Here is an 18,873-nt window from a genome sequence, read left to right as displayed (position 1 = left end):
TTATGATGAAATGCGAATGGATATTATGTTCTGTTTGTGGGAGCAAAACCCGTAATAAAATTAGGAAGGACACTGTTTTGAAGAATTATCCCCTTTATTGTCCAAAATGCAGACAAGAAAGATTGATTAAAGTTGACAACTTGAAGATAACTGTCATCAAAGAGCCAGACGCTTAAGACGCAGAGCCGATGAAATTGTGGAACAATTCACGAATCATCGGCTCTTTTTGTTTCGTATTTGAAAGAACAAACTCACCAAATAAAAAAAACGATATTCGGGTGGGTTATTTTGTTATACCCTAAATTACCCTCTGAATTTGTTTTTAAATTTGGAGGGTTTTTATGTTCCTTTTTTCGGGCGGTTGCCCATCTGCTTATATAAAGCAAAGTTTATTTATACATAGCACATCAGGGAATGGCGGGAAGCCAGTTAAAAAAATCCCTGCCAGTGCAACGGTACTTCCCACCATGAAGGTAGAAGTACAATCTCCATACAACAGAATTAGTATTTCCCATAACCGTAAAGGTCACAAAGCCTTTGCGGTTTTTCTTTTGTCGTTTTTGGTTGGAAAGTGCCGCAGGACTATTATTGGTGTTAAGTGTCGTTCGCCGCCTTTCAATCTGGATTTTTATGTTTTCAAAGATTCAGATTGATTGGAGGAAAAAAGAATGGCATATAACAACGGACGTGAGGACAGGAAGTGGCGTATCTGGAAAGAAGCCGAGGAAAAAGTGTTGCGGGAACATGGAGTTGATGAAACTACCATTGAACAAATCCGTATAGACGCCAGGGCAGACTTTAATTCCAACAACCATAGGGGCGTCCCTGTATTCCTCCATGATTTCCTGTATTTCTTCTTCGGACTTTCTGCTCATCGCAATGATTCCTCCCTCCTGCGGTCTGTTTTGCCTGCCCTCCCATTCTGGTTTGAACGCTGTTTTTCAAGCGTATCGTGGATTTGGTTCAAACATTCGTCGATATGAGCAGAGCGTTTTTCAATCCCGTCCGCATATTTCAGCCGCTTTCTCAAATCCGTTATCTGCTCCGTTACGCCATTTTTCTCGATTCTCAATATTTCTTTTTCGGCGGGTGAAGCACGCCGTATCTTATTCTGTAAGTGCCGCCTATAGTTGGTAAGCCTGTCCATTTCCGTCTGGTTCTTCTCCCTGTCGGCGTGTAAATCGGAGAGTGTGGAGATGTCATGCTCCGACATATAGCGTACCTGTGCGGTAATCTCATCCAGTTTCCGAAGCTCCTCTTTCATCAAAGGACTTGTCGGCTTGTAGTCCGTGCTTTTGGGAAATATCCCCAACTGATAACACCAGTAGTAATACAACGCTAAGATTCCCGTGGTTTTCTGGTGCGGTTTCCATGCTTTTTTATATTCCTCTGGCATATGGGGAGAGTAGGAAATCTTTGCTTTGTAGTTCCCATACCTTGCCCTTGTGCCTAAATGCGAGCGGATAAAATCGGGCGTTAAGCGTTCATCAAGCGTATATTCCTCGGCGGATAACTTGAATTGATTATTTTCTTTGAATTTTAATAATTTTATTATCCTCGTTGTTTAGAATATGCTCTCGTATTTGTGCCAGTTTAAATTTTTAGAGCCAAAATAGAGCCAGACAAAGCTGACATTTTCTCTTTATCTGTCCTATATACAGGGTGCTAGCACCATGTAATTATTACATCAACAAGGAAGTATATCTGCACTCCCTCTGCTCCTTTAAAATCGCCTTTTTAACATACCTACAACCTTCGTTTATTTTTGCCCAATCTATTTGGCAGTATATTCACTCGCCAACATCAGTTGGTTTTGACAATTGTAAATTTCAAATTTATATGTTCCATTATCGGAAACATATCCTATATCAGAAATACGCTCTCTCGCCTGTCATCCAGTTTAACAGTAGATGGAGAATAAAATATATCAATTTATTCTCCAGGTATAAACTCCTCCTGCAGATAAAGTACAAAGATTATTATAACTTTCATCCGAAGCTGTTCCATGTGTTCCGTCTGAAGATAAATATCCATCACATTGTTTTTGAAAGTATACATTTCACTATATACTTTCATTCAAGTACTTTGCTGAATATATTTGAACACGTGAGAATCCAAAAGAATAAATAATAACAGGATCAAAAAATTCTTATTCATCCTCATTTTTTAGCATTTCCTAATCTCGTCTTTTTTTACGAACATGCAGATCGCCTTCCCGGGATCTTTCAGCATCTCTTTCGGAAATACATTCATCTTAGGCATATTGAATTCACGCACTACCGTATATACATTATCGCTGGGATTTGAGCGGGGCCAGATAATTTTGACCTCATCAATGATCTGCGACGCGTGTTTTGTTATCTCCCATTCATAGGTGACCACCGCCGGTTTAATGAGATGTTTCTTAAGGAAATCTTCTATCACCCCTTTCCCTCTTTCCGTTCCGTAATATCCATGTACCTCAATTGTGCACGCATTTTTTTCAATAACAGCTTCCAGCGGCACCTCATTAAGATGTTCCTGTGCAACGGATAAATCGTCTTCCCCGTCACATGAATCAGCTTCTCTGAGATAATATTTCTGTCGGCTTGCTCTTACCTGTTCTACCTTTCTTTTTTCATCCACTCGTTCGCCCATAACATCAATATTTAGATAGGCTTTCAGCATCCTTATAGTTGCCGTACCACATTCAAAATTGTCACATAGAAACACAATATTCTCAATCCGGTTATCCCTGTAATAGTACCCATCATCTTTCAGCTCAAGTATGTACTTGTACATATCATTTGTCTCACGGGCACTTTTTGTTTTCAGATAGGTTTCGTATATACTTGTAAGCACGCTGTCACTTTCCCGCCCGTCCTTCGGAACATATAGCGTATTTTCGTCCTTGCGCGCAAACTTTTCATCGCGGCTGATCTCTGCAAATCCCAGATTCTGGTGGTGCATAAAGACTTTCAGATAACTGCTGATCTTCTCCTTATCGATTTCTGACCAGAGCAGATTATGTACCAGTCGATAATATACCTGTGAATCAAAATCACAGAAAAATCTTTTACCTGCCTCCTCTAAGGCACCTTTCTGGAGCTGCATCATAGCGGTAATCTCTCTGTACTGTGTCCGGTTTATTTCAGAAGCTGTTTCCAATGTAAGATGATTCTTATCCTGAATCTTCTCTAAAGCCGACAGAGCCTTTAAAAGAGTCTGATCCCAAACGACTCCTCCCTGTTCCTTTCTGTTATATAAAAAATAATATTCCTCACCGCTTCCCCATATATTTGCAAGCAATCCTTCTGGGTCCTCGAGAACTTCTGTCTTTACGGAAAGCTGCAGTAGCTCCGTATTCTGGCTAAACCTTTTTCCTACAACATCACTGATCAGATCTACAACCAGAATGAAGTCCCCTTCGCTGTCCTCCTGGACTCTTCCCCGCAGAACATACCACTCTTCTGGATTTTCGCATCCCATTACCTGATACATCCATCCATTTTCACTCTTTACAGGATAAAAATCCAGCGGCCCTATTTCATGGTCTTCAATATTCTTTTCCTTCGAATTTCGCTGTCGTTTATAAGGAAAAGCACAGTAATCGTTTTCCCTCTGCCATTGTCCCGCGATAAAAGTCAGGGCTTCTATCGGATCATAACAACGCTCTGTCCAGTTTTTCAGTATCTGGCTCTGGTACCAGTCATCGTCAGTGAATTCATTCAGCCGAAGCTCGTCCACACCGGTATTTTCCTTCTGTAGAAGCAGGATGGCGAGTCCAAACGACACCCGATTCATAACACAGTTCCTGCTTACTTTAAGAGCCGCACTCCTGTACCGGCGCAATGCATCAAGGAAATGCTCTTTGTCATAAATTCTGCCGTTCTTATCTCTCAACCATCCTTTTACTATGGTTGTGTCATTGTAACAGTACGGATTAACCGGCAGTAAAGAGCCGTCTGCCTTCTCAATAATTGAATGCTCAAAAAGAATATTATATATCTCCCCGCCAAAAACCAGTTTTAAAAACGCTTCGCGCCCGGCTTCGCTTTTCAGAATCTCCGAATAATCTGTCAAGGAATCACCTCTATCCAGAGCATATTCCACAAAGAAACCGATTTTGTTCTTCTGATGGTCATGCTCTTCTTCAACTGTCATCCCTTCGATTTCCCATAGCGGCTGTCCTTCAAAATAACTTCTACTTTTATGTCTAACGAGAACTTTATTCTTCATCCCGTCATAAAAAATCATAACCCCATTTTTCTGATAGTTCAGTAAATCCAACGTATCTATTATATATTCGGGCGCACTGAGGTAGTCTATAAACTTTAAATTACACTGTTCCACTAATGTCTGAAGAATCTGCTGTTTGTCATCGCTGTTTGTAAAGAGCCTAACTGCAAGCTGTAGAATATGTATATGATATATACCTAGAGGATTATTAATATCAACAAACTCCGGTTTCTCAACAACTTTTGCTATCATATTATGAATTGGAAAAACGTGCTGTCCACCCTGTTTTATGTCAAAAACGAAATAGACGTTGTCCAATTCCTGCAGAAGAACCTGCACGGACTCACGGAGCATCTCATCCTCTATCTTCCAGACGTCACCGGTCTCCCTGCGTGCTTTCAGTTCATGGAGAAACCATACGGTGGTCAGGCTGCTGTCTTTTCTTTCCTCTTCCGTTGCCTCCATACCGATCTGTTCAATACTCTCAAACGCACTTAATAATTCTTTAATGATATCCTCTGGAACATGTCCTTCGTACATGGACTGACAGTACTGCAGCAGCTGACAATACACTGCCGCCGCAAGCAGTCTGTTATCTGACAGCTCCTGCGGTGTACAGGATTTTAACTCTTCTATCGTCCCTAATATATTTTTTTCTCATGCGCTCCCGCCTGCAGCACCTGCAGATAAATTTCAAGATTTTTCATTCGGTACCTCCGCACTGATCAGTGTCAGCGCTTTCACAATCACTCTGTCGTCTTCCTTCATTTCTGTATCCGGCAGCTCCTCCAGATATTCACACTTTATTCTTTCGAAGATTTCCGGTGCTATCACATGATCCTGCACAGCATAATACAATGTATGAATAAAATTACTGAAGTTCAGCGAGTCAAGCGATATCAGAAGCAGTTCCTGATTATCCAGGATCTTCTTCATATACCGCTCGTTCCGAAACAGAAACTCATAAAATTTTCTAAAATTGCTCCCCCTGCCCTCACAGCTTTTCAAAATATCTTCACGGCAGTAATCCAGACACCAGTTCTGAGCTTCCGTAATCGTATTCTTCCCGAATATATAGCCCAAAGATCCTACATTAAATGGATTTTCCATCAGATAATCCTTCAGTTTTCTCCGCTTTTCTTCTTCGAGAAGAATCCCTGTATATTCATTTTCCTTTAATTCATAATTAAAACTATCCTTATGAAGAAGCACGCTTTTTTCTTCATCCGTCAGTGAACTGATTTCTCCGAAATATCTGCTTTTCTCCAGATTCACCGGAAGACCTGCAGAAGGGAGAAATCCTATCAATTCATCAAACAACGCCTTCCCGTCAAAATCCGGATTGCAGAAAAAAACAATATCATCCACATACCGGTACATATAAAATTTGCTACAGTTGAACCGACGACAGGCAGCCTCCAGCAATCGATCAAGGAACATCTCGGCAATGATTCTTGCATAGGCTGGCCCCTGGGGGACACCAATCCTCCGGCCATTCTGCAGCTGTTTCATCAGTTTATCGTTGAACTCTATCAAAAAAATGAAAATATTCTTCGTCTCTTCATCCAATAAATCTTCAAAGGCCCTGAATACTGCCAGAAAATCGATATGATCATAGAATCCTTTCAAGTCTATGTAAAACACTTCATAGTTATCCATAAAAGGAATCTCTGTAAATACCCTAATATGATCTATAAATCTCGCCCATGAAGAATACCAGTAATAAAAAATCCGGTCCTGTGATGTATAAGATACATGATAACTGAATGATTTCCAAGTGGTTTTCATCCTGCTGCACAGGCGTAACGCAAGATTGGTTGTGATCACGCGGTCCTTTGCTGAAAGAGAAATCAATGTTCTTATCTTTTTTGAAGATTCTATCCTCTCATATACTTTAAATCCGGTCGGAACATATTCCGTTTTTTCTCCCTTCACTATGCTCCCAATCAGAGTATCATAGAACTGCAAATCATACTGCTTCAAATCACAGAGCTTATTCCAGACAGAAACATCCGGTACTTCGTCATTCTCTTTCAGATAAGCCTTTTCCTTATTCACTGTAATCCGAATATCGGAAACTGCCTTCTTCTCATTTAGTTCTTCAAACTGGACCAGAAGGTTCTGCTCTAATCCACATCTGCGTAGCAGATAATGCAGGCTTGTCTCCTGCCCGTCAAGACTGCTTTCCATTGTCATTCCATAGATGCGATAAAGATAACTGAAAGTAGCCGGGAAATATCTAACTCCCAACTTTTCAATATTACTGCATGTCTTCTGTTCATCATAATTTGGAAATCTCCGAAATACATCCTTTACAAGTTGTGCATTCGAATCGCACAGATAGAGGGTTCCAAGAAGCACCGTCCAGTCCTGAGGCAGCGCCAACCCCTGCTGCATCCTCCAAAAGATCTGCTTAAACACTGCTGTCTCCGACAAAATCTCTACTGCCTGATCTACCGTTATCTCAATTTTACCAATTAGACGGTATTTTCTATATTTAAATTCCGCAGCATCGGTGCGTGATATAGACACACCAAGTCTGCGCGCAATCTCTTCTGCATCATTTGGTTCATACCCCTCTAGAATCTCCAGTTGTTCCTGTAGGAACTGTTCTGATTCTGTATCCTCTTTTTTCTGAAAATTTCTTGTAAAGAAATAGGATCTCGCTCCGGACCTGTGGCGCGAGAGGGGAAACTTCACCTGTTTTCCCACTATATTATTCCGGCTGCTGTCTGTAGCAGGGAATCTGTCAAGCCCCCACTCTTCGCTCTCCCTAATCCTGGCCAGCGCCGAACAACGCTGCTCCAGCTCACATACAATACGAAAGCCCAGCCCCTTTGTCAACAACTTATTAAATGTTACCCAAACATGTATTCCCCTTCTTCCGGAAAACTCCGTCAGATAATGAATCCCGACTTCATCTAACACATGTATAAACGGAGCAACACACTCCTCATACAGAGCATAAACATCCGGCTCCGCTTTCTCCTTGCAGTCAAAATCGAAGCAGATCCATTTAATCCGGTTTGTCTTGTACCCCTGCTGATAACATCCCATGGACCCCTGTCTCAAAAGCATTTGTTCAATCACAAACGGGGACATCGGAAAATATTTTGTTATATATCGTCCATCATTCTGCTGAATACCGGCAGCATAGCTGTTTACTACAAACAGGCTATATTCCAGCTGCGCAATATTCCAGATAAGCTGATCCGCTTTCATGATTTTCACCTCACATAATAAGTGTTGCCGGTTATAGTAAATATCAGTCAATATGATATCTCCTGCAGCTACTTCAGTACTTCATAGACGGTAAACCATGAGTACCGGCGCATTTATCGGCCACAGTTTCTAGCGGCCAAGTTCACACTATATTCAAAAAGCTCTATTAAAAACTTGTAGTTTTCTAGAGCACTTATCTTATAGATTTAAAAAAATCACACAGCACTCGTGATTTACTGTGTATCTTTTCAATCATGTGACTTGCTCGGATGATAGATCTGTATCGTTCTGCCAGTAAAATGTAGGTCCTGCATATCAACACTTCCTATAACACTAACAACATATTGTTCCCAGAAACTTATTTCCATTGTGCAACCAATCTCACTTTTTATAAATAAAGATATAAAGTATCACCCCTAGCAACTTTACACCTAAAACACTTAATCAAATAAACCATGCCAGACAGAGCGAAAGCTATTCACAATTGATTAAGGAAAGTTAGGGCAGTCATTACCTGCCCCTATGCTTCTCTTTCCTTTTCTTCTGTTTCAGTTCAAACAGCCTCTGTTTCTCTGCTTCCCGTTGTTCTCGGTTTACAATCTTTCGTTCAGTTTTCAACTGCTCCTGCTGTAATTTCAAAGCCTGTTGCGATTTTGTACCAACCCCGGTATTCTGCATCTGTTTCCGCACTTCTCTCTGTACCCGTTTCGGATTGCGACCAGCTTCTTTTACATCAGTTGCCACAGCAGGACTAAACCGCAGACAATAGTAATTCTTCAGAATAAAATCATATACCTCATAATCTTTCGGTTCTGTCCCAAATGTTACCTTGCATACAGATAACTTTCCCTCCGATATGCGTTCAAAAACGCCAACCCAGAATGGCTCCTCAAAAAATACTGTCAATCTGCCCGACACTTTGTCCATGACAATTCCTTCTTAAATGATTGTAATGAACAAAGAACGGACGACCCTAAGGAGGGAGGGTTACTTACACCAGACGGTGCGGCCGGGCTACCTACCGGCTCTGTAAAAGAATTTCTCTTACGTTGCGTTTTTATCTTTGCCTTTTGATTTTACCATAATATCAACTACTTATCCATAAAAATTAAAGAGTATGACCTCTGTGTTACTGTCAAGTAATCGTTGACAACCTTTTTCATACATGATTTACCGTACGCCTGTCAGGAAAATATATACCACTGCAAACACGCTCCCGCTTCATTCAGACTCGCAGATTTTTCTTTCCAGTCCTACTACATGACCAAATACTGGATATCCATATCCTTTTCTGTCTTTCTTCGGTGCCTTCGCTGACAGCAATATCTCTCCATATAGTTCTTCTACCTTTTCTTCCTCAAATACTGGCCGTTTTAGCTTTTCTGTTACTTCATACAGCTTTCCGCTGCATTTTTTTACCAGTATCTTCGCCAGATGATTTTCTCCACGCTTGCTCCAGCTGGTATGATTGATTATGCTTCATCCGTTTTTCAATCACACTCCAGACGTGGTTTTCCATGATTCCCATATTTCTGTACTCCAGTCCATCCGGATTCTTCGGCAGTTCCAATCCCTGTGACTGATAGGGTAGTAATCCTTCTCTATTGTTTTCATAATACTTGATCAGTTCTTCGACATATTCTATTTCCGTATCCTCTGACAGACTGTTTCTATACAGATCGAGATACTCAAACACCTTATCTATATCCTATTCTTCCAATAATTCTAGGATATCCTTTTGCGCTTTTTTATCATGGACTTTCTCTTTCACTGCCTTGTTCATCCATTCTTTTTGTATATCTTTATCAGGATTATCAAATCCTACATCTATGGCTCGTTGCATTTCTCTCTCAACTTCTTCTACGCTTATTTTATCTCTTTCAGCAATTGTCTTTAATATATTCCTATACTATTTTGTTGTCATAATCTTTTCTCCTTTTATTTGCAATCTATACATGCAATTATTGAAAAATTTTTAAGTAAAATCAATAAAAAGTCTATGTTATCACATGAAAAGTATGAAATTTATATGGAGCAGAAACTTAGACAAATTAATGATATTTCTCTTGGAAATAATCTACGGAATTTAAGAACTGCAGCTAATCTCACACAAGAACAGGTTGTTGCTCAATTACAGCTCCGAAATCTTCCAACCACCCGCAGCATTTACTCTCAGATAGAATCCGGCGCCTACAACATCAAGATTAGCGAACTCATTGCCTTAACTGAAATATTCCATACTGATTTCAACACAATATTTAATGGACTATCCTACAACAAATAACCCTGGATCAACAGTTTTCATTCTGCCATCCAGGGTTTTGCTTATCCATCATATTCTCTAAATATATACAGGTTATAGTTCCATCCCATTTCTCTGCTTCTTCTTTTTCGTCTGCTGATTAACTACCTGTTTCTTCTCCTCCAACCGTTCATGAATACTTCGTCTCTGCCCGGTGCTTTTCTGTACTTCCCGTTCCTTCACACTCCGCACGTTCGCCGGAATCGTCAGATACAGTTTCTCCTGCTTTGGCTCCGCAGTATCCCACGCTTTCTGTGCCTGCTGAACTTTCTTTAATTCCTCTTTCGCAACCTTCATTGCCTTTGTGACTTCCAATGCATTTTTATGTCCATGCTGCACCGGGAGTAAATCAAGTGTCGCCTTTGCCTTTTCCAACTGTACTTTCTTGTTCTCAATTTTCCCTTCCAGTTCCTTTTGTTCTTTTCTGTGGAACCATTTCTTTTTCACTTCCACCAGATCTTTTTCCAGTTTCACAATGGCTTTTTCAATCGCATATATCCTCTGTTCCTGCTTTTTCATCTTATTGAGAATTTGCTGCAATCGCATAACCTCGGCTTCCTGCTTTTCTGAGGAAGGACGTCCCCCCTTAGGTTTTGCCGGTAATGGTTCCGGAGTAATGTCAATCTTCATATCATGGTCAAGCAAAGGATTTCCTTCCTGATCTCTCGCACAGTATCTTGTCTCACGTATATATTCGATAACTCCCCTTAAGTATCCGATTGCTTTCTGAAGAATCCCAGTAAATAAGTTCGGATTCTGTCCATGTTCCCTGAGTGACTCCGCCACAGGTTCATCAATCTGTGTTTTTTTCGCCATCAGCACATCTTCCTCTGTTACTCCTGCGATCAGCGCCCGGTCAACATTCCGGTTCCATTCCTGCCGGAGATAATTATCCGTCTTGATTTCTGCTTCCCTGGGATTGTTTTTCCCAATCTTTTTGGTAGAAAGATAAGGACCACCTTTCTGAAATACCTGAAGCTTCTGATTTTCATCCTTTACGATTTCATTGATTGCATCGGTCATCACATGTTTCATATTTTTCAGAAATGCATTGGATTTAAAATCCTCTTTCTTTGGTTGGAAGAAATTAGTTTCATACACTTCCCCTTTTTTGATGATTTTACATTCAGATCGGACATCGCCATTCTCGTCAAGGATTTCCTTTTTCGTCCGTACATGCTTTCCATCTTCATTATAGAACATATTTCTGCTGGCTATTTTGCGTTCCACCTCTCGCCGGATCTCCCGTTCAGAAAAAATCAGATGAATATGTAGATTGGTTTTGCTCTTATTGTGGTGTAATGCCGCATAGCATCCCACATCATATTTCTCCAGAAAAATCGAAGTCATATATTTCAACAAAAGATCATGATCATAATCTATCAGGCTCGGCGGTAACATAATAATCAGCTCTCTGGCTTCAATGCAGGTTCCTTCTGTTCCGCTTTTTGCAAAATCCCGCTGATTCTGTTCCGCAAGCAGATCCCAGTAACCGTTCTCCACATTGGAAAAGACCGCATACAGATTTTCCTGTCGCTTGGGACTGCTGATATAATCCACCCTTCCTTTTACATCATGCAATTTACTTTCCATAACAAAGCTATGATTTCGTCTGTTCACAGTACCTCCTTTCTGCCCGGATACACTGCCAGCAGAAATCATCACCGATATTTGCTGCCACCGAATTCTCTGGCAGTCCACAAAACGCTCCTGCGAGGCCCTCCGGGAGGACGAAAGACACAGAGCATAAGCTTTAGCTTGTGCGATGGGTGTATTTCGCTCTCAATCGCCGAGGGCTCTTTTTGACATATCCTGATTCTTTTAAATCCCCTGCTGACTGATTTTTTCCAACTGGCGTATCCGCCGTTTTTATTTGTGCCCGTATTCGGGCTGTATATTGTTTTTGCTTTGTTTTCAAAGTTTTTTCACTCCTGTTCACACTTTCTTGTTCACATTTCACCCGGATATTTGTGAACAGAAACCTGTGAACAGGGCTCAAAACATTTTAAAAGTAATACTTAATCAAATGGGAGTTCCATGTTTTCATCCACTTGCATGAATCCTTCTTCATCTTTTTTCGGCTGAATCCGTTTCCACGATCTCTGTGTTCCGATGGCACCACCGAATCTATGATTGCCATGTTTCGTCCAACCGATAATCTCATTGTCCATCAAATCACCAATCTCCTTTGACTGCCATTTTGGAACAATTCCTTCCTGATGAAACACCTGCTGATAAATAATGGTGGAACATACATAATCTTCTTCGTATGCATCAAGGAATGCCTGGATCATGCCCGTCTGGGTATCTTCCGGCATGAATTCTCTCTGAAGCAGTTTGACGTGATCTTCCATCTCCGTTGAAAAGGTCAACAAATAATTTCCGCCTCGGTAGATTTCCATTGCCTCTGCCCATGCCTGAATCAAGTATGCTCTGGATTCTTCTTCATTTTCATAAATGGTGGTTTCAGCTTTTTTCGGAAATACCCTGACCGGGGCAAACCTCCTGTTTCCGGTGCGGTCAAAAGGGAGAAAATTCAGGTCATTGGAAGTACCGCAGAACACACACTGACGGTATCGGTCCTCTGCCCGCCTTTCATATGGAATACGATAAATGTCCTTCTGCCGACTCAGAAACGATTTGGTCTCTTCAATGCTCTTGGCATTTGCCACTGCATTCATTTCTGACATTTCCACAATCCAGTGTCCCTGCAGATATTCATAAACTTTCTTGTCATCGATCCGTTTCATATCGTCCGTAAACCACTCATCCTTGATTGCCAGATATCGGAAGAACGTAGATTTTCCGGTTCCCTGACCTCCGACCAGGCAGAGCATGATGTCATATTTGGCTCCCGGCTCATACAACCTGCGGATAGCACCCATCATGTGCATCTTCATCACTTCTCCGGTATATTGAATGTCTTCTGCTCCAAAGAAATGTGTCAGCATATGCTGAATTCTCGGAATACCATCCCATTTCAGATTCTCCAGATATTCAAGAATCGGATGAAAGCTGTTTTCATTCGCTACAATATCGATTGCTTTTGCAATGACTCGATCACTGGTCAAGCCATAGTTTTTTTCCAGATATAAAGCCAGGTTATTCATATCTGTATCGGTCATATGGACACCTCGCCTTTTCCATGGCATTTTCTTCATAATGTCAATCTGGCATGTCATTTCATTTCTACAGATAGCTCCTTTCAGACACGGGTCATGCTCCAATACATATTTGCAGTTCTGAATGGACTGCCGGATTTTCCCCTTCTCCGTGGTATCCAGCCGTTCCCTGATATCCTCCACTGTCAGAAGTTCCGTTTCCACAATTTCCTCTAAGTTCTGCAAGGACTCCTCGCTCATATTCTGCAATTCTCTGTTCATACCGCTTCACCTCCTCCCTTCCATTCTGGAAAAATCCAGAATCTCTTCACTGGTTCCAAACATCAGAATATCCAACAGATAACTGATCTTACTTTCATTCTGCAAAGCTTCAGCAAATAATGGATGCCATTCGGTTTCCACAGATTCCGGCTTGTAAAACTCCTTCCAGAATTCCAACCATCGCAGATACCGTAGCAGTACATCTGCAGCATCCTTTGCCCATCCGTCAATCTTCTTCTGAACGAATTGAATCCGTTCTTCTTTTGTCGGAATCTTTTCATTATTCTTAACTTCCGATTTTCGTTTTCTTCTTGTCTCTGACTGCCCGATTGGAATATCCAGAGAAAAATCTTCATTGATCTTCTTCGCTGCTTCGAACTGGGATAATCCAAACAGTACCGCCACATAATTTATGGCATCGCCTTTCGCCCCGCAAGCAAAGCAATAATAATTCTGATCAATCTTCATACTGGGGTGTTTATCGTTATGGAAGGGACAGCACGCCATCCCGTTCCGGCTCACTTTTAACCCATATCTTTCTGCCACCTGCCTTGCGGTGACACGTTCTTTCATTTCCCGAAAAAAGTTCATGTTCCGTCCTCCTGTATCCTTTGTTATCAAATTCAGTAATTTTTCCTCTTTCCGTTACAGGAGAACTTTGCTATACTACACATAAAGCTATATGCGTATAGACAGACTTCTCCCGTAAGAATCGAGATTTTGTCTATGAGGCTTTACCAGAGCCTGCATAAGTTTTTAAGCGTGTGAGAAATGTCCTTGTTACCAGCAGGGGCATTTTCTTTTTTATGGATGTTCCGAGGATTCCACATGCTGCGGTTCCTCCTTCATCCCGTTCAGTGTCACAGCAACCATCTGGATGGTCTGAAGCAGTTCTTCATTTTCTTCACTGCACACTTCCAGACGTTTCAGTTCCCCGTAAATCTGCTGCATCTGATTTTTCAGAGCCTTATAAACTCTTGGATTTCCCTGCACGGTCACTTCCCAATCCATGAGTTTTCTCAGGATATACTCCTGTTTGGTAAGCCCGGATAATGCCACCATGCGGTCAATCATCTTTGCTTCTTCCTCGGATACCCGAAATCCTACCGTCCGATTTCTCCATCGTCCTTTTGCGTCTAACGTTCTCTCCATCAGATTTCATCCTCCTTTTCCATCCGTTCCACATCCAGCTTATTCGCCATCTCTGTCTGTACCGTTGGAAACAAATGTGCATACCGATACGTGATTTTTTCTGCTTCATGTCCCACCCGATTTCCAATGGCAAGTGCTGTGAAGCCCATGTGGATCAGCAAGGAAACATGGCTATGACGTAGATCGTGGATTCGGATAATCGGAACACCTGTCTCTTTGCATCCCCGTTCCATTTCATGTTTCAGATAGGATTTGGAAAATGGGAAGATCCGCTGATCCTGTGCTAACGAATAATACATCTGAAAATAATCCTGCATTTCTTCACAGAGAAATTCTGGCATCACAACGATCCGGTTGCTTTTCGCTGTTTTAGGTGAAGTAATAATGTCCTGTCTTTTCATTCGGTGATACGTTTTATTAATCCGCACCGTCTGTTTCTCAAAATCAAAATCTGCCGGAGTGAGGGCAAGCATCTCTCCTTCCCTGATTCCAGTCCAGTACAGCATCTCAAAAGCATAATAGGATCTGGGCTTGTCCATCATTGCCTCGGCAAATTTCAGATACTGTTCTTTTGTCCAGAACTTCATTTCCTTCGGAACCTCTTTCCCCATACTTCCTGCCTTTCTTGCCGGATTGTGGGGAAGATTGTAATAGTTCACTGCATGATTGAAGATTGCTGTGAGCTGTGCCTGAATCGTTTTCAGATAATCCACGGAATAGGGCTTTCCCTTTTCATCTCGATACGCCATCATCTCATTCTGCCAGGCGATCACATCTGCCACCGTAATCTCGTTGATTTTCCGTTTTCCAAAATAGGGAAGGATTTTTGTCTGCACTATATGACTTTTCGTTTCAAATGTGCTTTCTTTTACCCTCTGACGTTTGTACTCGGAATAAATCTCATAAAAGCTCTCAAATGTCATATCCAGCTTATTTCCTCTTTGGAGCATCATCTCATGTTCCCATGCAGTCGCTTCCCGCTTGGTCTTAAAACCACGCTTCTGCGTCTGCTTTCTCTCCCCGGTAAAATCAGTGTACCGGAACACCACTCTCCATGTGCCTTTTTCTTTGTCCTGATATACAGCCATCTGTCGTACCTCCTACTTTTCTTCATAAAATAATTTCTTTCTGAAATAATTGGCATCCACACGCCCCGGAACTGTAATCAGCCCCATTTCGCTGAGCTCTTTATTCAGCTGGCGGATAATCTGGTATGCCTTTGACTGCTTGATCTGCAAAATATCCATTACCTCTTCCGCAGTCAGAAATCCATTCTTTAATTCAGCCATTCCCCTCACCTCCTTTCAAACATACCCAAGAAAAAACCTCTCATAATAACCAAACGTTCAAAGCCCCTTATACAACCATTTTGGAAATAATTTTATACTTAACGCTTTTTAGTTAGGGTTAATCGTATTATATTAACTATTTTCCGTTAAGTCAAGTGGTTTGAATAACAGTAGTTAAATTTTTTTGTTTAACTTTATCTTGCGTCTTGATTTTCCATATGTTATACTGATTTAAACAAATATCGTTAACCAAAGGTTCCTATTCCAAAAGCAAAAGGACCTTATATTCAAAAAAGAATAAAAGATTTCAAAAAGGAGAAATCACTATGGCATTTGGAAAACGTATTAAATTTTTTAGAAACAGAAAAGGCATGAAGCAGAAGGAACTCGGTAAACTTCTGGGCTTTCTCGGAAAAACTTCCGATGTTCGTGTAGCACAATACGAGACGGAAGCCAGAACTCCAAAGATTGAACTGGTCAAAGAAATAGCTCATATCTTCGATGTCAGTCCAAGGGCAATCAATGTTCCAAACATTGACTCCTATCTTGGTCTCATGCACACACTCTTTGCTCTGGAAGATATGTATGGCATAAAGATCGGAGAAATTGACGGAGAACTTTGTCTCCGGCTTGACCGAGAACATAAAGAATATCAGCATCTGTTCACACCTTTTCATGCATGGCAGCAAATGGCTGCAAAACTGGAATCCGGAGAAATTAGCCAGGAAGAATACGATAACTGGCGCTACAAATATCCGGAACTGGACACCTCAGAGATTCGGGCAAAGGTTCCGTCTCAGGAACTGTCTAACGATCTCATAAAGGCTTTGAAAAAAGAGAATCAATAAAGAAATGCAAAAAGAAAAAACCTTACTGACTACTCTTTCCAATTTTGGAAACAGTTCATCAGTAAGGTTTTTATGTTATAGAAATAATATTTTATTCAACGAATTTTGCAAGAACGTTGCCATTCCGTTGCCAGAAAATAACGGAATTTGCTTGGATCCCCTATAAATACTGGGTTTATTTTCGCAAAATCCTACTCAAACTCGCAAATGAGTTTTTGTCACTATACAATTTTGTATAGGCGTTATGGTTCTATCTGGTTTTATATGTGTTCCACTATCCTTAGTCCACGGACTGTACTGAACGGTGTTATCAATTTGTTATCATATTTCTGTTATCAATCAAAAATTCTTGTAATATCCTGATACCGATTGATGACACGATAAATTTCTACATACTCGTTGCTTACCTTGTAGATAATCACATAATCTTCCCATATCGCATATTTATAGTCTGTCCGAAAGCTGACTCGCTTTGAAAGGTCTGAACCCATTCCCGGAAACATCTGGAGATTCTCAAATTTACCATAAATTTCCTTTATAGTCTTTGCGGCATATTCTTCACTATCTTCAGCGATGTAATCCCGGATATTCTTCAGGTCCTTTGCAACAATCGGGTTAATCCGTAATTTTAACATCTTATTCCCCCACAAGTGCCTTCAGTTCATCTAACTCCAGCCATCCCTCGCCGTCTTTCACTGCTTCTTCGGCTTCCTGCAGCTTCATTAAAAGCTTCTTTTCCGCACGATCACGTTCATAATCTTCAAAATCCATAACCACAAAACGTCCTCTACCATTCTTGGTAAGATATACAGGCTCGCCTTTATGGCAGTTCTTCAGGACTTCGTTATAATTTCTCAAATCAGATACTGGTAAAATACTTGCCATATTCTTTCAGCTCCTTCCTTGATTTTATATTGTTTCTGCTACTTATATTATACACAAAAAGCTGTAAAATTCAACGTGAATTTTTACAGCTTTCTATTATAACTATTCCTATTTTTTAATTCGACAAACTTGAAGTTGTAGGGGACAATACCTGATCAGCCTGCCTTGGCTTGTTTATAAAGGAGACCACTTTTGATCAGTAATAGCAGAAAAGCAACTATTATTGCATATGGTTCTTTCATCATTGCCAAAAACAAAACATCGATAACACTGCATCCTATAGACAATGCAGTAATCACCTTTTTGCCTTTTTCAAATTTGAAATAGACCATCAATATTTTCACAATCCCGATAATCGTTAAAGTGATGAACATTATCCAATAAATGGTAATAATCCATTTATTATTATCTACATACTCAAAAAGATTTACCGAATAGATATAACCATTGACCGGCTTGGGATACAGCGGAAGAAAAATAAGCATCAAAGAAAGCAAGTCAACAAATCCCCATAATAAGTCACATACACTATTGAGATTTGATTTGTTTTCTTTTTCTGCAATCAAAATCAACTGTTCTCCAGATAACAGATCATCAATCGACACAGAAAAATATCGAGATATTTCCTTTAATGAATCTATGCTCGGATATCCTCTTCCGGACTCCCATAGTTAAGGTTATTGCTTCCCCTGCGTACCGCATCCCGACACGCAGGGAGTTTCATTTAATCAATCTTTCCGATAAAGCGGTAGTAGATGTCTACCTTCTGTTTCCGGCAGCCATCCGGGCTTTTTACAGCTTCGTGCACCACGATTTTCTCAATCAGGGTGTTTAAAAGCTCGGTGGTCAGTTCCGTGGGACTGGCGTACTGCTTAATCAGTTCTACCCACTTTTCTGCATCGCTTTCCGTCTGTTCCATGGAGCTTAAGGCTTCCTGCAATTCCCGGATTTTTGTTTCCAGTTCCCGTTGCTCCGTCTGAAACCGTTCCGAAAGCATGGTAAAGTTGTATTCGGTTATCTTTCCCAAAGACCAGTCCTCGTACAGCTTTGTAAACAGTCCGTCTACCTCGGCTTTTCTCTTTGTGGCTCTTTTCAGTTCCACGGCTCTTTGTTTCTTTACGGCACTGCGTTCCTTGTTTCCGGCATTTAACAACTGCTGTAGCAGTTTTTCATCGTCCCGGTGCACCTGCTCCGACCAGTATTGCAGTCTGGAAAGCACATATCCGTAAAGCACATCATAGCGGATGTAGTGCATGGAGCATTGTCCCAGTCCCTGTCCGTTTTTCCCGCAGTGGTAGTAGCCGTAAGGTGTTTTGTTCTGCCGGTTGTCCGCATAAGAAAGCGTCCATCCGCAGTCGGCACACTTGATAAGTCCGGCAAATATCTGGGTCTGTCCGTTTTTGCATACCCGCCGGCGACCGGCTATCTGCTCCTGTACCTGTAAAAATATAAAGTTATACTTAAGTATGTACAATAAATATTAAATAAGAATGTACAAATGTTATGATATATGAGTTACAAGGAGGAACTCATAATGATATTAAAGAATCAGATCATAACAAACATAAAAATAG

General features: G+C 41.0%; 19 protein-coding genes and 2 pseudogenes. 4 read left to right on the top strand and 17 right to left on the bottom strand.

Translation table 11 applies throughout. The features are described 5' to 3' along the window. Positions 1–2: 2 nt before the first annotated feature. Positions 3–176, top strand: coding sequence for a cysteine-rich KTR domain-containing protein (locus KTB61_RS11795; protein ID WP_216697581.1), 174 nt, complete (start codon positions 3–5; stop codon positions 174–176). A gap of 492 nt (positions 177–668) precedes the next feature. Beyond that, positions 669–809, top strand: a pseudogene (locus tag KTB61_RS11790) (RNA polymerase subunit sigma-70); the annotation flags it as partial. Between the two features lie 62 nt (positions 810–871). On the opposite strand, the gene KTB61_RS11785 reads toward KTB61_RS11790, so the two are convergent. The 7 genes from KTB61_RS11785 to KTB61_RS11755 form a co-directional block, all read right to left on the bottom strand. Beyond that, the gene (locus tag KTB61_RS11785) at positions 872–1,396 is read right to left on the bottom strand and encodes a hypothetical protein (RefSeq protein ID WP_216697580.1); all 525 of its coding nucleotides are present in this window, start codon (positions 1,394–1,396) and stop codon (positions 872–874) included. Between the two features lie 536 nt (positions 1,397–1,932). Further along, positions 1,933–2,076 (bottom strand): hypothetical protein, encoded by a 144-nt coding sequence (locus KTB61_RS11780; protein ID WP_216697579.1) that lies wholly within the window; start codon positions 2,074–2,076, stop codon positions 1,933–1,935. A 90-nt stretch (positions 2,077–2,166) separates the two neighbouring features. Next, a complete protein-coding gene (locus tag KTB61_RS11775) occupies positions 2,167–4,791 on the bottom strand; it encodes a hypothetical protein (RefSeq protein WP_216697578.1) in 2,625 nt (874 codons plus the stop codon). Between the two features lie 120 nt (positions 4,792–4,911). Further along, entirely contained in the window at positions 4,912–7,440 is a 2,529-nt protein-coding gene (locus tag KTB61_RS11770) for a reverse transcriptase domain-containing protein (RefSeq protein WP_216697577.1), read from the bottom strand. A 510-nt stretch (positions 7,441–7,950) separates the two neighbouring features. Beyond that, a complete protein-coding gene (locus KTB61_RS11765; protein WP_016441099.1) occupies positions 7,951–8,367 on the bottom strand; it encodes a YjdF family protein in 417 nt (138 codons plus the stop codon). Between the two features lie 463 nt (positions 8,368–8,830). Then, on the bottom strand, positions 8,831–9,136 hold the full coding sequence (locus KTB61_RS11760) for a hypothetical protein (RefSeq protein ID WP_016441100.1): 306 nt from the start codon (positions 9,134–9,136) through the stop codon (positions 8,831–8,833). A 12-nt stretch (positions 9,137–9,148) separates the two neighbouring features. After that, a complete protein-coding gene (locus KTB61_RS11755) occupies positions 9,149–9,283 on the bottom strand; it encodes a hypothetical protein (protein ID WP_016441101.1) in 135 nt (44 codons plus the stop codon). 186 nt (positions 9,284–9,469) lie between these two features. Between KTB61_RS11755 and KTB61_RS11750 the strand changes: the two genes are divergently transcribed. Further along, on the top strand, positions 9,470–9,724 hold the full coding sequence (locus KTB61_RS11750) for a helix-turn-helix domain-containing protein (RefSeq protein ID WP_035125031.1): 255 nt from the start codon (positions 9,470–9,472) through the stop codon (positions 9,722–9,724). Positions 9,725–9,796: 72 nt separating this feature from the next. Here KTB61_RS11750 and KTB61_RS11745 read toward each other — a convergent pair whose 3' ends face one another. From KTB61_RS11745 to KTB61_RS11720, 6 genes are all read right to left on the bottom strand, one after another. Next, a complete protein-coding gene (locus KTB61_RS11745; RefSeq protein ID WP_016441102.1) occupies positions 9,797–11,362 on the bottom strand; it encodes a coiled-coil domain-containing 22 family protein in 1,566 nt (521 codons plus the stop codon). A 398-nt stretch (positions 11,363–11,760) separates the two neighbouring features. Then, complete coding sequence (locus KTB61_RS11740; protein WP_051119411.1) at positions 11,761–13,104, bottom strand: VapE domain-containing protein; 1,344 nt, start codon at positions 13,102–13,104, stop codon at positions 11,761–11,763. A 27-nt stretch (positions 13,105–13,131) separates the two neighbouring features. Further along, positions 13,132–13,716, bottom strand: coding sequence for a CHC2 zinc finger domain-containing protein (locus KTB61_RS11735; protein WP_016441104.1), 585 nt, complete (start codon positions 13,714–13,716; stop codon positions 13,132–13,134). A gap of 213 nt (positions 13,717–13,929) precedes the next feature. Next, positions 13,930–14,277: a plasmid mobilization protein gene (locus KTB61_RS11730; protein ID WP_016441105.1), complete on the bottom strand. Its 348-nt coding sequence runs from the start codon at positions 14,275–14,277 to the stop codon at positions 13,930–13,932. Further along, entirely contained in the window at positions 14,277–15,365 is a 1,089-nt protein-coding gene (locus tag KTB61_RS11725; protein WP_016441106.1) for a site-specific integrase, read from the bottom strand. Before KTB61_RS11725 ends, KTB61_RS11730 begins: the two co-directional genes overlap by 1 nt. A 12-nt stretch (positions 15,366–15,377) precedes the next feature. Beyond that, on the bottom strand, positions 15,378–15,566 hold the full coding sequence (locus tag KTB61_RS11720) for a hypothetical protein (protein WP_016441107.1): 189 nt from the start codon (positions 15,564–15,566) through the stop codon (positions 15,378–15,380). A gap of 326 nt (positions 15,567–15,892) precedes the next feature. Here KTB61_RS11720 and KTB61_RS11715 point away from each other — a divergent pair, with 326 nt between their 5' ends. Further along, positions 15,893–16,414: a helix-turn-helix domain-containing protein gene (locus tag KTB61_RS11715; protein ID WP_016441108.1), complete on the top strand. Its 522-nt coding sequence runs from the start codon at positions 15,893–15,895 to the stop codon at positions 16,412–16,414. 335 nt (positions 16,415–16,749) lie between these two features. Here KTB61_RS11715 and KTB61_RS11710 read toward each other — a convergent pair whose 3' ends face one another. The 4 genes and pseudogenes from KTB61_RS11710 to KTB61_RS11695 all read right to left on the bottom strand — a co-directional run. Further along, positions 16,750–17,049, bottom strand: a complete 300-nt coding sequence (locus KTB61_RS11710) for a type II toxin-antitoxin system RelE/ParE family toxin (RefSeq protein ID WP_055262129.1) — start codon at positions 17,047–17,049, stop codon at positions 16,750–16,752. A gap of 1 nt (position 17,050) precedes the next feature. Then, a complete protein-coding gene (locus tag KTB61_RS11705; protein ID WP_055262131.1) occupies positions 17,051–17,299 on the bottom strand; it encodes a type II toxin-antitoxin system prevent-host-death family antitoxin in 249 nt (82 codons plus the stop codon). 155 nt (positions 17,300–17,454) lie between these two features. Further along, positions 17,455–17,904, bottom strand: a complete 450-nt coding sequence (locus KTB61_RS11700; RefSeq protein ID WP_230973741.1) for an XRE family transcriptional regulator — start codon at positions 17,902–17,904, stop codon at positions 17,455–17,457. A 119-nt stretch (positions 17,905–18,023) separates the two neighbouring features. Beyond that, positions 18,024–18,749 (bottom strand): annotated as a pseudogene (locus KTB61_RS11695) (DUF4368 domain-containing protein); the annotation flags it as partial. Positions 18,750–18,873 lie beyond the last annotated feature (124 nt).

Origin of the sequence: Anaerostipes faecalis (assembly GCF_018982945.1) — a bacterium.
Classification (GTDB): Bacteria; Bacillota; Clostridia; order Lachnospirales; family Lachnospiraceae; genus Anaerostipes; species Anaerostipes faecalis.
This window is presented reverse-complemented; position numbering and strand designations above follow the sequence as displayed.

Bases quoted from the DNA above. Each gene is read 5' to 3' on its own strand.
- KTB61_RS11795 (WP_216697581.1), top strand. From the start codon at position 3: ATGATGAAATGCGAATGGATATTATGTTCTGTTTGTGGGAGCAAAACC.
- KTB61_RS11785 (WP_216697580.1), bottom strand. From the start codon at position 1,396: ATGCCAGAGGAATATAAAAAAGCATGGAAACCGCACCAGAAAACCACG.
- KTB61_RS11780 (WP_216697579.1), bottom strand. From the start codon at position 2,076: ATGAAAGTATATAGTGAAATGTATACTTTCAAAAACAATGTGATGGAT.
- KTB61_RS11770 (WP_216697577.1), bottom strand. From the start codon at position 7,440: ATGAAAGCGGATCAGCTTATCTGGAATATTGCGCAGCTGGAATATAGC.
- KTB61_RS11765 (WP_016441099.1), bottom strand. From the start codon at position 8,367: ATGGACAAAGTGTCGGGCAGATTGACAGTATTTTTTGAGGAGCCATTC.
- KTB61_RS11755 (WP_016441101.1), bottom strand. From the start codon at position 9,283: ATGCAACGAGCCATAGATGTAGGATTTGATAATCCTGATAAAGATATA.
- KTB61_RS11750 (WP_035125031.1), top strand. From the start codon at position 9,470: ATGGAGCAGAAACTTAGACAAATTAATGATATTTCTCTTGGAAATAAT.
- KTB61_RS11740 (WP_051119411.1), bottom strand. From the start codon at position 13,104: ATGAGCGAGGAGTCCTTGCAGAACTTAGAGGAAATTGTGGAAACGGAA.
- KTB61_RS11735 (WP_016441104.1), bottom strand. From the start codon at position 13,716: ATGAACTTTTTTCGGGAAATGAAAGAACGTGTCACCGCAAGGCAGGTG.
- KTB61_RS11730 (WP_016441105.1), bottom strand. From the start codon at position 14,277: ATGGAGAGAACGTTAGACGCAAAAGGACGATGGAGAAATCGGACGGTA.
- KTB61_RS11725 (WP_016441106.1), bottom strand. From the start codon at position 15,365: ATGGCTGTATATCAGGACAAAGAAAAAGGCACATGGAGAGTGGTGTTC.
- KTB61_RS11720 (WP_016441107.1), bottom strand. From the start codon at position 15,566: ATGGCTGAATTAAAGAATGGATTTCTGACTGCGGAAGAGGTAATGGAT.
- KTB61_RS11715 (WP_016441108.1), top strand. From the start codon at position 15,893: ATGGCATTTGGAAAACGTATTAAATTTTTTAGAAACAGAAAAGGCATG.
- KTB61_RS11710 (WP_055262129.1), bottom strand. From the start codon at position 17,049: ATGTTAAAATTACGGATTAACCCGATTGTTGCAAAGGACCTGAAGAAT.
- KTB61_RS11705 (WP_055262131.1), bottom strand. From the start codon at position 17,299: ATGGCAAGTATTTTACCAGTATCTGATTTGAGAAATTATAACGAAGTC.